This window comes from Rheinheimera oceanensis (assembly GCF_018831085.1).
GTDB classification, from domain to species: domain Bacteria; phylum Pseudomonadota; class Gammaproteobacteria; order Enterobacterales; family Alteromonadaceae; genus Alishewanella; species Alishewanella oceanensis.
In genome coordinates, this window is sequence record NZ_JAGPNM010000002.1 from 726,672 (window position 1) to 741,937 (window position 15,266).

At 48.5% G+C, this 15,266-nt stretch carries 14 protein-coding genes and 1 tRNA gene; 8 read left to right on the forward strand and 7 right to left on the reverse strand.

Annotated elements, in window-relative coordinates:
- Positions 1-44: 44 nt before the first annotated feature.
- Positions 45-1,172 carry an HD-GYP domain-containing protein gene (locus J3B89_RS07895; RefSeq protein ID WP_215396980.1) on the forward strand — a complete coding sequence of 376 codons (1,128 nt, stop codon included), beginning with the start codon at positions 45-47 and terminating at the stop codon, positions 1,170-1,172.
- A gap of 1 nt (position 1,173) precedes the next feature.
- On the opposite strand, the gene J3B89_RS07900 is transcribed toward J3B89_RS07895, so the two are convergent.
- A complete protein-coding gene (locus J3B89_RS07900; RefSeq protein ID WP_215396981.1) occupies positions 1,174-1,917 on the reverse strand; it encodes a general secretion pathway protein GspB in 744 nt (247 codons plus the stop codon).
- Positions 1,918-1,935: 18 nt separating this feature from the next.
- Complete coding sequence (locus J3B89_RS07905; RefSeq protein WP_215396983.1) at positions 1,936-2,862, reverse strand: ExeA family protein; 927 nt, start codon at positions 2,860-2,862, stop codon at positions 1,936-1,938.
- Between the two features lie 97 nt (positions 2,863-2,959).
- Between J3B89_RS07905 and J3B89_RS07910 the strand changes: the two genes are divergently transcribed.
- Complete coding sequence (locus J3B89_RS07910; protein ID WP_215396984.1) at positions 2,960-4,192, forward strand: multifunctional CCA addition/repair protein; 1,233 nt, start codon at positions 2,960-2,962, stop codon at positions 4,190-4,192.
- 28 nt (positions 4,193-4,220) lie between these two features.
- Here J3B89_RS07910 and J3B89_RS07915 read toward each other — a convergent pair whose 3' ends face one another.
- From J3B89_RS07915 to folB, 3 genes are read right to left on the reverse strand one after another with little or no spacing between them, the layout of a single operon-like run.
- Positions 4,221-5,024, reverse strand: coding sequence for an undecaprenyl-diphosphate phosphatase (locus J3B89_RS07915; protein ID WP_215396985.1), 804 nt, complete (start codon positions 5,022-5,024; stop codon positions 4,221-4,223).
- A gap of 2 nt (positions 5,025-5,026) precedes the next feature.
- Positions 5,027-5,515, reverse strand: a complete 489-nt coding sequence (gene folK, locus J3B89_RS07920) for a 2-amino-4-hydroxy-6-hydroxymethyldihydropteridine diphosphokinase (protein ID WP_215396986.1) — start codon at positions 5,513-5,515, stop codon at positions 5,027-5,029.
- Positions 5,515-5,868, reverse strand: coding sequence for a dihydroneopterin aldolase (folB, locus tag J3B89_RS07925; protein ID WP_215396987.1), 354 nt, complete (start codon positions 5,866-5,868; stop codon positions 5,515-5,517). Before folB ends, folK begins: the two co-directional genes overlap by 1 nt.
- Positions 5,869-6,006: 138 nt before the next feature.
- Between folB and plsY the strand changes: the two genes are divergently transcribed.
- Positions 6,007-6,612, forward strand: a complete 606-nt coding sequence (gene plsY, locus J3B89_RS07930; protein WP_215396988.1) for a glycerol-3-phosphate 1-O-acyltransferase PlsY — start codon at positions 6,007-6,009, stop codon at positions 6,610-6,612.
- A 149-nt stretch (positions 6,613-6,761) separates the two neighbouring features.
- Here the strand turns inward: plsY and tsaD are convergent, their stop codons facing one another.
- Complete coding sequence (gene tsaD, locus J3B89_RS07935; protein WP_215396989.1) at positions 6,762-7,775, reverse strand: tRNA (adenosine(37)-N6)-threonylcarbamoyltransferase complex transferase subunit TsaD; 1,014 nt, start codon at positions 7,773-7,775, stop codon at positions 6,762-6,764.
- A 180-nt stretch (positions 7,776-7,955) separates the two neighbouring features.
- On the opposite strand from tsaD, the gene rpsU reads away from it, so the two are divergent.
- From rpsU to J3B89_RS07955, 4 genes are all read left to right on the forward strand, one after another.
- Positions 7,956-8,171 carry a 30S ribosomal protein S21 gene (gene rpsU / locus J3B89_RS07940; protein ID WP_027671378.1) on the forward strand — a complete coding sequence of 72 codons (216 nt, stop codon included), beginning with the start codon at positions 7,956-7,958 and terminating at the stop codon, positions 8,169-8,171.
- A 192-nt stretch (positions 8,172-8,363) separates the two neighbouring features.
- Positions 8,364-10,118 (forward strand): DNA primase, encoded by a 1,755-nt coding sequence (dnaG, locus tag J3B89_RS07945; protein ID WP_215396990.1) that lies wholly within the window; start codon positions 8,364-8,366, stop codon positions 10,116-10,118.
- An 84-nt stretch (positions 10,119-10,202) separates the two neighbouring features.
- Complete coding sequence (gene rpoD / locus J3B89_RS07950; protein ID WP_215396991.1) at positions 10,203-12,047, forward strand: RNA polymerase sigma factor RpoD; 1,845 nt, start codon at positions 10,203-10,205, stop codon at positions 12,045-12,047.
- A gap of 336 nt (positions 12,048-12,383) precedes the next feature.
- Positions 12,384-12,460, forward strand: a tRNA-Ile gene (locus tag J3B89_RS07955).
- Positions 12,461-12,511: 51 nt separating this feature from the next.
- On the opposite strand, the gene J3B89_RS07960 is transcribed toward J3B89_RS07955, so the two are convergent.
- On the reverse strand, positions 12,512-13,642 hold the full coding sequence (locus J3B89_RS07960; protein WP_251372274.1) for a Fic family protein: 1,131 nt from the start codon (positions 13,640-13,642) through the stop codon (positions 12,512-12,514).
- A gap of 605 nt (positions 13,643-14,247) precedes the next feature.
- Between J3B89_RS07960 and J3B89_RS07965 the strand changes: the two genes are divergently transcribed.
- Positions 14,248-15,246: a PAS domain-containing protein gene (locus J3B89_RS07965; protein WP_215396992.1), complete on the forward strand. Its 999-nt coding sequence runs from the start codon at positions 14,248-14,250 to the stop codon at positions 15,244-15,246.
- Positions 15,247-15,266 lie beyond the last annotated feature (20 nt).

Below are 15,266 nucleotides of genomic sequence, written 5' to 3' on the forward strand. Positions count from 1 at the left end.
AAATAGCGGGCTGGGCTCAGGGGCGATTTTGGACTACAAAATAGATGGCATATCAGGAAGTTAATATATCTGATTTACAACCAGGCAGTTATGTTGTGCAGGTATTACAACAGTCTGGTGATATTGTCGTCAAACATGCAGGCTGGGTTCGTACCAAACAAGCGATAGACATACTGCGCAAAAAAGGCGTTAAAATAGTTCTTATCGACCCGGCTAAAGCTATAACCAACCCCTCCCCTGCAATACCTGACGAACCCATTGCTACAGCAGAAGAATTATCACCACGGGTGCTCTTTGCCGATGAATGGCCAAGAGCAGAAAAAACCCTGCAACAAACCCAACGCGTACAACGCCAGATGCTGGACGCAGTGCGCAACGACAACAATATTGATTTGACGCTGGTACATGAAGTCAGCGCCGGGCTGGCAGAATCTATCAGCCGTAATCAGGATGTCTTGCTGTGTCTTAACCGTATAGCAGAGCAAAGCGATACCTTGTTGCAGCACAGTATCAGTTGCGCGGTGTATATGGCAGCTTTTGCGCGCTACCTGAATTTACCTTCGCACAAAGTGCAATCGCTGATAACGGCAGCCTTATTACATGATATTGGTAAAGCCATCAGCCCGGACTATCTGCAAATGGCAGATCATCTGGCAATTCCGGCCAGTTTAAATGCTCTGCAAAAAACAGCTAAACTGGCTGGCGAAGTGTCGTTATGGATCAGCCAGCATTGTGCCCACCTGGATGGCAGCGGCGTGCCCAAAATTGCCGCACGGCAGATAGAAAAAGGCAGCCGGATGCTGGCAATAGTTAACTCATACGAAAAACTGACCGCATCACAGGCACCTAAACTTGGCCCGCTGGCGGCATCCCGCCAGTTGCTGGAGCGCACACCTCACCAGTTGGATGCTGAACTGCTGCAACTGTTTATTAAATGTATTGGTATTTATCCACCCGGCTCAGTAGTTAAACTGAGCAGCGGCAAGCTGGCACTGGTACTGGAAAATAACGCCAAAAAACCGTTGTTACCCAAGGTTAAAGTGTTTTACCACAGCGTGCATCAACACCACATTCCGCCTAAAATCCTCGACTTGTGGCGCCAGCAGGAAGAGCAGATAGACAGTTGCGTTGATTTGAAGAAATTCGGTCTGGATGTAAAAAACTATATCTGAATCAGCCTGCCGGCCACTCAGTTAACGCCGCCATACTAAATAGCTGCGTACCCAGTTCTAACAATACATACTGCGGGGTAATTTCTCTAATCCTGATATCTGCAGTAACCCACTGCCCCTCCTGCAAGGTTTTACCATTTACCTTTACCCAGCGCTGACTAACGCTGGTAGCATAAACGTGAGCGTCAAACCTCAGCGGCGGAATTTGCTGCTGCAACTGCGTATCCAGACTGTGAATATCGGTAGCTGGTGCATTGTGGCTGCGCAATCCGGTTTTGTTTGTGCTGGTGTTCTCAGTAGCTTTTAATGCCGAAGCAAACTTATCGCGCAGCTCACCTGATACTTCCGGCTCAGGCAAAGGTTGTGGCTCTGCTGCTGCAGTGCCTGCGGTCATTGTTGTTATTGGTGGCAATGGGGTAAATTCTTCCTTTACCGGCTCTGGTGGCGGTTTTATCGCCTGCGTAATTTTGCTGTCAATAGCACTTTGCGCCGCACTGGCTGTTGCAGTGTTGCCAGCTTCATTTAGTGCAGCAAAAATATTAACCGGCTGCGCCGGGCTAATCTGTTCAACTAAGGCAGTTTCAGTCTTAACCGGTAGCTTAAACCAGTAAGCGGCAGCAGCCCCCACACAACCGGCCAGCAACAAAGCCAAGATTAACGCCAGCTTACGCCAGAAAGCACTACCATCAGCAACAACGGGCATGTGCTGATTTTGCTGTTTCAGTGCTTCCATTAAAATCGACATAAGTTTCTCTACTTTACTTTATTGGCTCTGCAGCAACGGCATAATAATCAGTGCCAGGCTAAAGCCCAGCACTATAGCGCAAACACCCAATACAGGCCAGAACCAGCGCGGTAATGCCGCTTTGGTTACCTCTTCTGACAACGGCAAAATTTCACTGGCAGCACGGCTTACCAGCTTATCGTTTACCATAGCCTGCTGCTGGCTGTAAGCTCCCAGCAGTGCTCTGTCTGCCATCAGGTTAACTAACCGAGGTATACCGCCGCTTAGCTGATACAAACGTTTCACTGCGCCGTCACTAAATACCGGCCTGCTGCAACCGGCAACCTGCAGGCGGAATTTTAAGTAATGGCTTACTTCATCCAGGTTAAGTGGCAATAAGTGATAGCGCGCAGTAATGCGCTGCGCCAACTGGCGTAAATCGTTGCGTTTTAATAACAGCTGCAGCTCGGGCTGGCCAATTAAAATCACCTGCAGCAACTTGCGGGTATTGGTTTCCAGATTAGTTAACAACCGCAGTTGCTCCAGCACCGCCGGTTGCAAATGCTGGGCTTCGTCGATAATCAGCAGGGTGTGTTTGCCCGCCTCATGGTTTTTCAGTAAGCGGTTTTTTATTTTATCGCCCAGCAGTTTTAAGCTGGCATCAGTTTTTTTGTAGCGTATTTTCAACTCATCACAGATAGCCGCCAACAACTCCAGCTCAGATAAGGTAGGGTTTAAAATAAAGGCTACTTCGGCACGCTCGTCCAGCTCCTGCAGTAAACAGCGCGATACCGTGGTTTTGCCGGTACCCACTTCACCGGTAAGCAACACAAAGCCCCCGGCCTCTCCCAGCCCAAAACGCAAGTGCGCCAAAGCTTCGGCATGGCGTGGGCTTAAATACATAAAGTCCGGGTTAGGTGCAATGGAGAATGGGGCACTGGTTAAGCCGAAAAATCCGGTATACATACTGCTTCCTGCTGGTTAGGGCGCCATCATTGGGTGCGACCGTGCATTTTGAAAGACGACAGGTATAATGGCAAAAAAATTGCCAACAGGAAAGCCGGTGCAACGATATCTGGTAGGTGGTGCAGTACGCGACAGTCTTTTAGGTTACCCGTATCACGAGCGTGACTGGGTGGTGGTAGGTGCCACACCACAGCAAATGCTGGATGCCGGTTATCAGCAGGTGGGTAAAGACTTTCCGGTTTTTTTGCACCCGCAAACTAAAGAAGAACATGCTCTGGCACGCACTGAACGCAAAAGTGGCAAAGGCTATACCGGCTTTACTGTATATGCCGCCCCCGATGTTACCCTGGAACAAGACTTACTGCGCCGCGATCTGACTATCAATGCTATTGCGCAAGCAGCTGATGGCAGCCTGGTAGACCCTTTTGGCGGCGCCGACGACATTAAGCATAAAATCTTGCGCCATGTATCAGACGCTTTTGCCGAAGATCCGCTGCGTGTGTTGCGTGTAGCCCGCTTTTACGCCCGCTATGCTCATTTAGGCTTTAGCGTTGCCAGCGAAACCCAGACGTTAATGCGCCGGTTAAGTAGCGAGCTTGCTACGCTGACACCCGAGCGGGTATGGCAGGAAACCGCCAAAGCACTTAGCGAACAAACGCCACAGGCCTATTTTCAGCTGTTATACCACACCGGCGCACTACAGATACTGATGCCGGAACTGGCCGCTTTATGGGGTGTTCCACAGCCACCACAGTGGCACCCGGAAATTGATACCGGTGTGCATACTTTGCTGGTACTGGAGCAGGCCGCCAGGCTGTCGGAAAAAATCGAAATACGCTTTGCCAGCCTGGTGCATGACCTGGGTAAAGGTGTTACCCCGGCTGAACTGCTGCCAGCGCACCACGGCCATGAGCATAGCGGCTTACCACTTATTCAGCAGCTGTGTGAGCGCTTGCGGGTACCGAATAGCTGCCGCGAGCTGGCGCTGCTGGTGTGTGAATATCATCAACTGGTACACCGCGCCAAAGAGTTGAAAGCCAGCACCGTACTGAAGTTTTTTAATGCGATAGATTTGTGGCGTAAACCGGAGCGGCTTGACGAGATTCTGCTGTGCTGTACCGCCGATTTACGCGGCCGCACCGGTTTTGAGCAGGCTGAATATCCGCAAGCGGCTTACTTAATACTATTGGCCGATGCTGCACGCAGCGTTAATGCTAAACAACTGATAACACAGGGTTTAAGCGGTGAGGCCATTAAACAAGGGCTACAGCGGGCACGTTTAAATGCGATTAAAACAGCAAAAGCGCAGCTTAAACCCGCTGCGCTTTAAACCCTATTTGCAAGCCAGCAGCACCCGGCTATGCGGCGCTGCTAAGCACTGCCAGTAACACTACCCCCAAGAGCAGCCGGTAGATCACAAACGGCAACATGCCCATACGTTCTATCACTTTTAAAAACAGGTGAATACAGATAAAGGCGCTGACAAAAGACAGCCCTGTGCCCAGTAAAATAGCGGTAACATCGTAATGTGTTGGTTCAGATATCAGCTTGGTACCCTGATAACCACCGCTTAATACAATAATGGGAATTGATAGTAAAAAAGAAAAACGCGCGGCGCTAACTCTGTCCAGCCCCAGCATTAATGCCGCTGTCATAGTAACACCTGAACGTGAGGTTCCCGGGATCAATGCCAATGCCTGAGCAATACCAATCAGCAATGCCTGCTTCCAGGTCAACTGCTCCATAGTTTGCATTTGCCTGGCGGTCGCGTCGGCCAGCCAAAGCGCCAGGCCAAACACTATAGTGGTAATAGCAATAACATAAGGCGAGCGCAGGAAAGTTTCTATTAAATCTGCGGCCAGCAAACCGGCTAAACCAGCCGGAATAGTTGCCAGAATAACCCACCAGGCCAGTTTGCTGTCAGTACTGTGTTTACCAGCCAATGACTGCACCCAGCCCACGGTTAAATTAGCGATATCATGGCGAAAATACAACATTACCGCCAATAACGTCCCCACATGTACTGCGACATCAAATACCAGGCCCTGATCTTCCCAGCCAAACATCGCTGATGGCAGGATAAGGTGGGCAGAAGAGGAAATAGGTAAAAACTCGGTCAGGCCCTGAATAATGGCCAGAATAATAACTTCCACTGTACTCACAGTTACTTGCTCCAGTTAAATGGCACCGGCCATAATTTTTGTTGTTTTGAATACTGCTGCCACAATTCACTGTAACTAAACCCGGTAAGCGGGTGTATTACATCAGGTGCAATTTCAGCCAGTGGCCACAATACAAAGGCATTTTCTGTAATTTCTGCCCGGGGCAGCTCTACCGGTTGCTGACACACCACATCATCAAAAGTCAGTAAGTCCAGATCTAAAGTACGGCCGCTGAATTTTGCCGCCGTTCTGTCCCGGCCATAGTTATTTTCGATTTGCTTAAATAAAGCAACGCAATCGGCTATCGATAAGCTGGTATCAGCCGCAACCACCATATTGTAAAAAGCACTGCCGGCAAAACCAACGGCTTCACTTTCGTAAACTGATGACAGCGTAAGCGGGCCAAAGTGTTGCCTAAGTGCGCTGACTGCCGCCTGAATATGATAACTACGCTCAATATTACTGCCGATACTGATGTAAATGCGCGCCATCAGCTGCTGCTCCGCACTATGGTAACGCCGACAGTTTCTGCCTGCTCTAATGCGCCGGGTTTTTGCACCGACACTTTAACCTGGGTGGTAGCAAACTCGTTTAGCAGTAACTGCGCCACACGCTCTGCCACGGTTTCAATCAGCTCCAGTGGCTGGGCAGTAATTAATGCTATAACACGCTGGGCAATAACGGCGTAATCCAGTGTCTGGCGTATATCATCCTGTTTTGCTGCATGGCTGATATCAGTAACCAGCTCTAAATCTAACAACAAGCGTTGCTGAATGGTTTTTTCCCAGTCGTAAACGCCTATCACGGTATCTACTTGTAGCTGTTTTATAAAAACTATGTCCATTCAGTTACATCCGCATTGCGTTATTTCTCGTTTCAGGTAGGCTGGTCGGATAGGCAAAACCGCTAAAACCCTATATTCTGCTGGCCTTAAATCAGGCTGCAATCTTAACGTAAAAACTGGTGCTGAGGAACCGCCTTAATGACCCCGCTGATTGGAATTATGATGCTGGCAGCCTATCTTTGTGGCTCCGTTTCGTCGGCAGTGCTGGTCAGCAAGCTGTTTCGCTTACCTGATCCCCGCTTACATGGCTCCGGCAACCCCGGTGCAACCAACGTACTGCGTTTAGGTGGCAAGTTACCGGCAGTGCTGGTACTGCTGTTTGATATTCTTAAAGGCACCATTCCGGTGTGGGGTTCATATTTTTTGCAAATAGAGCCGTTATATCTGGGGCTGATTGCTATATGCGCCTGTCTGGGCCATATTTTCCCGCTGTTTTTTGGTTTTCAGGGTGGTAAGGCGGTGGCGACTGCTTTTGGCGCCATGATGCCAATCGGGCTGGATTTAGCCGGTTTGCTGATCGCAAGCTGGCTGATTATTGTCGCAATAAGTGGCTATTCATCACTGGCGGCTATTTTAACCGTTACGTTGGCGCCATTATTTACCTGGTTTATAAAACCGCTGTATACCGTGCCGGTGTTAATGCTGAGTATTCTGATTATTGTGCGCCACCGCGAGAATATTGTCCGGCTGTATCGTGGCAAAGAAAGTAAAGTGTGGGATAAATCCAAGCGGATTCAAGAGTGAGCACTCACCTGACTGATAAAGCGAGGTTGGAATCCCGATATGGGCGCCACAGAGTGTCTGAACAAATGCGTAAGCATTTGTGAGTTGCTGTGGCGAGCCAGAGCGGGAGTTGCAACCGAAGCCCCACTTCTGACCATATGCTAAAACCATTAAACCGCCGGCAAGTCCTGCATTGGCCAGCGCGGTGTGACACCAACAGTTAAATCCTGCTGCTGCCCGGCTGCTAAACGGTAATACCCCGCCAGTGCTATCATGGCACCATTGTCGGTGCAAAACTCTTTACGCGGGTAAAACACCTCACCGCCGTGGCGCTTCAACAACTGTGCTAACTGTTCACGCAGCGACGTATTAGCACTAACACCACCGGCTATCACCAGGCGTTTATAACCGGTTTGCAGCAGCGCCCGCTCGCATTTAATCACCAGGGTGTCTACCACCGCCTGCTGAAATGAGGCTGCGATATCAGCCTGCACCTGCGTGCTGTTACCCTCTTTGGCGATCACATTGGCGGCTGAGGTTTTTAAGCCGCTAAAGCTAAAATCAAGCCCCGGCCGGTCTGTCATTGGCCGCGGAAACTTGTACTTTTTGCTGTCACCTTGCACGGCCAGCTTTGCTAATAACGGGCCGCCAGGGTAATCCAGCCCCATCAGTTTGGCGGTTTTATCAAAGGCTTCACCGGCCGCATCATCAATAGATTCGCCGAGCAGTTCATAACGGCCAATACCTTCAACCGCCACCAACTGGGTATGGCCGCCGGACACCAACAGCGCTAAAAATGGAAATTGCGGCGGGTTAGCTTCCAGCATCGGCGCCAGCAAATGCCCCTCCATATGGTGCACCGCCAGCGCAGGCTTGCCCCAGGCCATAGCCAGCGAGCGGCCAATAGCCGCACCTACCAGCAAAGCACCGGCTAAACCCGGGCCGGCAGTATAAGCCACGCCATCAATATCAGCAGCAGCACAGTTGGCTTCAAGCAGCGCCTGTTTGATCAGCGGTATGGTTTTACGGATATGGTCGCGCGAGGCCAACTCCGGTACTACACCGCCGTAATCAGCATGCAGTGGGATCTGGCTGTACAGTACATGGCTTAATAACCCCAGCTTGTCGTCATAAACAGCAATACCGGTTTCATCGCAGGATGTTTCTATACCTAAAACTCGCATCTGTATCTCAAATCCGCTAAAATGGGCGCCATTGTACCGGCTCAGTTCACTCAGAGCCAGAGGATCGGATTTAGATCGCAGAACTGCTTTACATCACCCTGTCTTTTTGCGTAAAATGCCGCACCATTTTTAATCGTATTGGTTCACAGATAACCAATTTGGCCCTGAGGTGAGAATTTAATGCCTGTTGTTAAAGTAAAAGAAAACGAACCGTTTGACGTAGCATTACGTCGTTTCAAGCGCTCATGCGAAAAAGCTGGTGTATTAGCTGACGTACGCGCTAAAGAATTCTACGAGAAGCCAACCTGGATCCGTAAGCGTAAAAAAGCAGCAGCTGTTAAGCGCCATGCTAAGAAGCTGTCTCGCGAAAACGCACGTCGCATCAAGCTGTACTAAGCGTTAGCCGCTTATAGTACCTGCTAGCGACACCGGTGCTTTGGCTGTGCCTTATGTTTGCCAGCCCCGCTGTAATAACAGCATGCTTTAGTAGCATAAATAAAGCCCGACGTAACAGCATAAAGTTGACATCTGCATACCGTGCCCGCAAGGCACGGTTTGTCTTTTTCTGAATAACGCCGAAGGAAAAAGGTGGCAGGACAAATCCCAAGACAGTTTATCGACGAGTTGTTGGCCCGCACCGACATTGTTGAACTGATTGACCAACGCGTACCGCTAAAAAAAGCCGGTAGAAACTACGCCGCCTGCTGCCCGTTTCATAGCGAAAAATCGCCCTCTTTCACCGTTAGCCCGGATAAACAGTTTTATCATTGCTTTGGCTGTGGCGCACACGGCAATGCCATCAGCTTTATGATGGAGTTTGAACAACTCGAATTTGTTGAAGCCATTGAAGAGCTGGCGCAGCAACACCATCTTGAAGTGCCACGCGAGCAAGGCGCCGTTAAAAACCGCCCTGCAGCCCAGGCTGACGATTACCATTTAATGCAGCAGGCCGCCGGGTTTTATCAGCAACAGCTGCAAAGTCACCCTAATGCTGCGATGGTGCAGCAGTATGTGGCCAAACGTGGCCTGAGTGCAAAAACTCTGGCCGATTTTGCCATTGGTTACGCACCGGATGGCTGGGATAACCTGCTGAAACACTTAAGCCCGGCCAACCATAAAGCGCTGCGCGATCAGTTATTTGAACTGCGGCTGATAAACCGCAACGACAATGGCCGCGAGTATGACTTTTTCCGCGAACGCTTAATGTTTCCGATCCGTGATAAACGCGGCCGGGTTATTGCCTTTGGTGGCCGCGTATTGGGCGACGGTACGCCAAAGTATTTAAATTCACCGGAAAGCCGCCTGTTTCACAAAGGCCGTGAGCTGTATGGCTTATACGAAGTACGCCAGCAACCCGGCCATGTTGAGCAAATACTGGTGGTTGAAGGCTATATGGATGTAGTAGCACTGGCCGAACATGATATCCGCTTTGCTGTCGCCTGTTTGGGCACTGCCACAACGTCGGATCATATGCATACGCTGTTTCGCTACACCCCCAAGGTAGTGTGTTGTTACGATGGTGACCGTGCCGGGCGCGATGCCGCCTGGCGGGCATTACAAAGTGCACTGCCGCAATTAAAAGACGGTGTAGAGTTAAATTTTGTGTTTTTACCTGACGGCGAAGACCCGGATTCATTAGTACAAAAAGAAGGCAAAGACGCGTTTTTACAGCGCATTGCCAATGCTATGCCGCTAAACCAGTACTTTTTTGAGCATCTGGTGCAGGAGTTTGACCCGGCCACTGATGCCGGTAAATCAGCATTGTCGGTAAAAGCAGCAGAATTAATTAAACAGATACCGAGCGAGTTTTACCGTGACAGCTTAAGCGATAAACTGGCTAACCTGCTGGGTAAACCGCGTGAACGCACCAAAGCAGCGGTACAGCGGGCATCCAGCCGGGTAAAACCGGCGGCAATGAAAATAACACCGATGCGCCGCGCTATTGGTTTATTACTGCAGTACCCCAATTTAGCTAATGTAATGCCGGATGCACCAGAGCTTGGCGCAGCCAATATTCCCGGCATAGGCTTGTTACTGGCATTGCAGCAACGGCTGCAACAACAACCGGATTTAACCACCGCACAACTGATAGAGCAGTGGCGCGATTTGCCCGAACACAGCATTTTAATGACACTGGCCGCCTGGGATCACCAGATCGAGCCGGAACAATTGTCACAGGAATTTGTCGATACTTTTCATTCAATTGAAGATCAGTATTTACAACAACGGCTGGAAGCCCTGGAACGGAAAGATAAACTGCAGCAACTGAGTAAAGCCGAATGGCACGAATACAAACTGCTGCTGCAAGCGCTGAAAAGCAAAAAACCAAAGCTTGCGAACTAATGCGGCTGGCTAGAAAAGCCGCGCTTTGTTATAATCGCTAGTTCGCAATTTTACATTAATCAAATTGGTGGAAGATAAGTCTCTATGGAGCAAAATCCTCAGTCGCAGCTAAAACTCCTGATCATTAAAGGTAAAGAGCAAGGTTATCTTACCTTTGCTGAGGTGAATGATCACCTGCCGCAAGACATTATCGATTCAGATCAGATAGAAGACATTATCCGCATGATCAATGACATGGGGATCCAGGTGTTTGAAACCGCACCGGATGCCGACGATCTGATCATGACCGATGCCACCACAGATGAAGACGCCGTGGAAGAAGCGGCACAAGCTTTAGTCAGCGTGGACAAAGAACTGGGCCGCACTACCGACCCGGTACGGATGTACATGCGTGAAATGGGCACCGTTGAACTGTTAACCCGCGAAGGCGAAATTGACATCGCCAAGCGGATTGAAGACGGCATCAACACGGTACAAAGCTCAGTTGCCGAGTACCCCGAAGCCATTACTTACCTGCTGGAGCAATGGGATAAGTATGAAGCCGAAGAAATTCGTTTAAGCGACATTGTTACTGCCTTTATTGATCCGAACGATATCGACGAAGCCCCTATCGTTGGCAGCCATATTGGTTCAGACGTACCAGAAGACAAGCTGGACGATGACGACAGCGATGACGACGATGAAGACGGCGACGCTGATGCTGACGACGGTGATAGCGGCCCGGATCCGGAAATGGCACGGCAGAAGTTCGGCGAACTGCGTACCCAGTACGATGTTACCCGTAACTCAATTGTGAAAAACGGCCGTGAACACGCCACTACCAAAGTAGAAATTGAAAAATTAAGCGAAGTATTCCGCTGCTTCCGCCTGGTACCAAAACAGTTCGATCGCCTGGTTAAAAACATGCGCGAAATGATGGACCGTGTACGGGTGCAAGAACGCATTGTGATGAAGCACTGTGTTGAATACGCCAAAATGCCGAAGAAAAACTTCGTCAAAGCCTTTACCGGCTTTGAAACTTCTACCGCCTGGTTGGATGCTGAAATCGCCGGCAATAAGCCGTACTCAGCCAAGCTGGACGAGCATAAAGAAGAGCTGGTTCGCAGCATTGAAAAACTGAAGAAAATTGAAGAAGAAACCGGCTTAAGCATCTTTAAAATTAAAGATATTAACCGCCGTATGTCTATCGGCGAAGCCAAAGCCCGCCGTGCGAAAAAAGAAATGGTAGAAGCCAACTTACGTCTGGTTATCTCTATTGCGAAAAAGTACACCAACCGTGGTTTGCAATTCCTTGATTTAATTCAGGAAGGCAACATCGGCTTGATGAAAGCGGTAGATAAATTCGAATACCGTCGCGGTTACAAGTTTTCTACTTATGCCACCTGGTGGATCCGTCAGGCCATCACCCGCTCAATTGCGGATCAGGCCCGCACCATCCGTATTCCGGTGCATATGATTGAAACCATTAACAAGTTAAACCGCATTTCCCGGCAGATGTTACAGGAAATGGGCCGCGAGCCATCACCGGAAGAATTATCCGAGCGCATGCAAATGCCGGAAGATAAAATCCGCAAAGTGTTGAAAATCGCCAAAGAGCCAATTTCAATGGAAACACCGATTGGCGATGACGAAGATTCGCATCTGGGTGACTTTATCGAAGACAGCACAGGTGAATCACCGCTGGATTCAGCCACCATGGAAAGCCTGAAAAACGCCACCAACGAAGTGTTAGCCGGTTTAACTGCACGCGAAGCCAAGGTACTGCGTATGCGCTTTGGTATTGATATGAATACTGACCACACGCTGGAAGAAGTAGGCAAACAATTTGACGTAACCCGCGAGCGTATTCGTCAGATCGAAGCCAAAGCACTGCGTAAACTGCGTCACCCGTCACGCTCAGAAGTATTAAAAAGCTTCCTGGACGAGTAAGCTAATGCTAAAGATAAAGGCGCCGACAGGCGCCTTTATTCTATCAGTCTAAAAAACCAGCAGTTAATCGCCTCAACCGGCACAAGCCGGATGACAAAGCAGAGAAAACTTCTTATACTGCCTGCCGTTTCCTATAGGTATATAAATAGGATACACCTGAAAGCCGTATAATAAGTTTCAATGGCCCCATAGCTCAGTTGGCTGAGGGGCGGTCGCCGTAAGGCGATAAGGGGTGACTTAACGTCACGCCGAAAGACACGAAGGTGAGACCGTGGATGGTCGAGCCGGAATGAAGCTACAGGATGTACCCTGGCAGCTGATTAGAAAGTTTCACATGGCCCCATAGCTCAGTTGGTTAGAGCGCTCGACTCATAATCGATCGGTCGCTGGTTCGAGTCCAGCTGGGGCCACCATTCTTAAAGGCTTGTCGTTTTACCCCCACTTATTGAAATATGTTCGGTCCCTTATACTCGGACTAAGCCCATTAGTGGTTCAAAAGAATACAACGCTGGCCTACGTCCAGAAGCTTCCTCTACCGTATGAATAATACCCTCGTCCAGTAAAATCCGAGTAAACCTTGCTGCTGTTGCTTGCGGGATACCGCTGTGTGAAGTGAATTTGTTATTTCTGAAAACTGGGTTTGTAAACACGAAATCAAGTGCAGTCACACTCCACTTTGAAGATAACACTTCAGAAAACGTCTGCTTCAAGTTCTCATAAAGAGTTCTTATATCTTCGGCAATTGATAAATTTCTCACCGCTTGCTGCTCTATCGCCCTCAAAAAGAACGAGCACCACTCTTCCCAATTACCTGTCTCCGAAACGCTTCTCATCGTGTCAATATATTCATCTTTGTGCTCTTCAAAGTATCCACTAACATAAAAGTGAGGCGCAGATATAACCCCAGACTTCCATAGCATTAATGTTATTAACATCCGCCCAATTCTGCCATTGCCATCTTTAAAAGGATGCAGTGCCTCAAATTCGATATGAGTCATTGCTGCTTTAATTAGAGCTGGTTCGGTACTTTCACTTATATATTTAAACAATATATCTAGACCATCCTGCAGCTTCTCTGGCTGAATCGGTACGAAGAGAATTTTTCGCTTGTACTTATCTGCTAAATAATTTTGCTCGGTTTTGAATTCTCCCGGAGATTTCAACGCCCCCCGCCCAAACGACAGTAGTCTTTGATGCACTCCCTTTATCATAGATTGCGAAATAGGATATCCGTCATTTAGTGCGCCCTGTGCGGCTTTCAAGGCTCTTTGGTAAAGTATTGTTTCTATCACTTCTGAGCGCACGTTAGTTGAGTCAGCAGTATCAGCTTCATGATCCGCTTCGTATTTTAAGATCTCATCCATCGTGCTAACCGTTCCTTCCATTCTAGATGAAATAACAGCTTCTTGGTTTCTAAGCGGGGCTAGTAAAATCTCACTATTGTGCATATTTTTTAGCATTTGGTCATATCGCGCTATTGCATCAGTAGCCTTTATTAAGTTATCAACAAAGTGCCCGTAATCTAACTTTGTAGGTGGGAACTGGTCGTAGTGATAATGTACGGCATTTTCTAAATCAAGCTGCATAACTGACATTAGGCTCTCACAAAATTCGAAATATATTTATCTATGGATTTAGTCTATTATATTGCACTTTTTTTGTACATCAAAAAATTACAATTATGAGTAACAAATGGATTTGACACTCACTTTTAGATATTTAATTCATTAGTAATGTGTATTTAGGAAATTGAAAATATCTAATTTTTTGAACTATACTACTTCCACTTCAAGCTCTGACTCTGTACACCTGAGACCCTACATTTTGATTCCTATGTCTTTAACTCTCTAGACTCTCATTCTCTTAGACTTTTGAGAATCTAACTCCTTTGACCTCTACTAATTAAGCTCTAACTCTCTAGACTCTCATTCTCTTAAACTTTTGAGAATCTAACTCCTTTGACCTTTATTAATTAAGCTCTAACTCTCTAGACTCTCATTCTCTTAAACTTTTGAGAATCTAACTCCTTTGACCTCTACTAATTAAGCTCTAACTCTCTAGACTCTCATTCTCTTAAACTTTTGAGAATCTAACTCCTTTGACTTCTATTAATTAAATGAACTTCCCCAAAACACTTTAGCAGTGCTTATTGCTTTGGCTTACACTCAATTACCCGTAGTTATTTTAATGACGTAACCCTATGCATTTACCGGAAGTTCCTGATAATGAAGCTGAGCGGCTGCAGGCGCTGGTTGCCTCGGGCTTGCTGGACGATACATCAAGCGATGAATTTGACCGTTTTACCCGGCTGGCCCAGGCCTTGTTTGGCTGTAAGATATCGCTGTTCAGCCTGATTGATGAGCGCCGGCAATGGTTTAAATCGCGCCAGGGCATTGCGCTAAAAGAAACACCAAGAGATATATCGTTTTGTGCCCACGCGATATTTAACGATACGTTGCTATATGTACCGGATGCGACGGCAGATGAACGCTTTGCTGATAACCCGCTGGTAACCGGCGAACCTGCCATACGGCTATATGCCGGCGTGCCGCTGCACTCAGTTGACGGCCTGCCGCTGGGTACTTTGTGTATTATTGACGATATGCCGCGTGAGTTGAACCCGCTACAACTTACCTTGCTACAGGATCTGGCTGCACTGGCCGAAACCGAAATAGCCCGCAGCACACTGACAAAACAAACCGCCCAACTGCTCCAGGATAAAAAGCAGCAGGAACAGCACCGGCAACGGCTGGCTGCATTTATTGACAGTTCGCGCCTGGCTACCTGGGAATGGAATGTGCAAACCGGCGATGTAATTTTTAACGAACGCTGGGCAGAAATGCTGGGGTACGCCTTGTATGATTTACTGCCGTTAAGTTTTGATACCTGGTTAAAGCTGGTGCATCCGGCCGACAGAGTAAGGTCTGAGCGCCTGCTGCAACAGCACTTCGACGGCGAACAGGCACATTACGAAATGGAATGCCGTATGCAGCATAAAGACGGCCACTGGGTATGGATTTTAACGCAGGGCAAGGTAATAAACCGCACAGAGCACGGCCAGCCGCGGTTAATGGCAGGCACACATCAGGATATCAGTGAACGTAAAGCTAACGAGAACGCTATAACAGAAGCTTACAGTTTGCTGCAGCGGGTTTGCCGCAATGCCGGGCTGGATATTACTGATTACAATAACCGCTAAAACCATTAACGCCCGGCCGG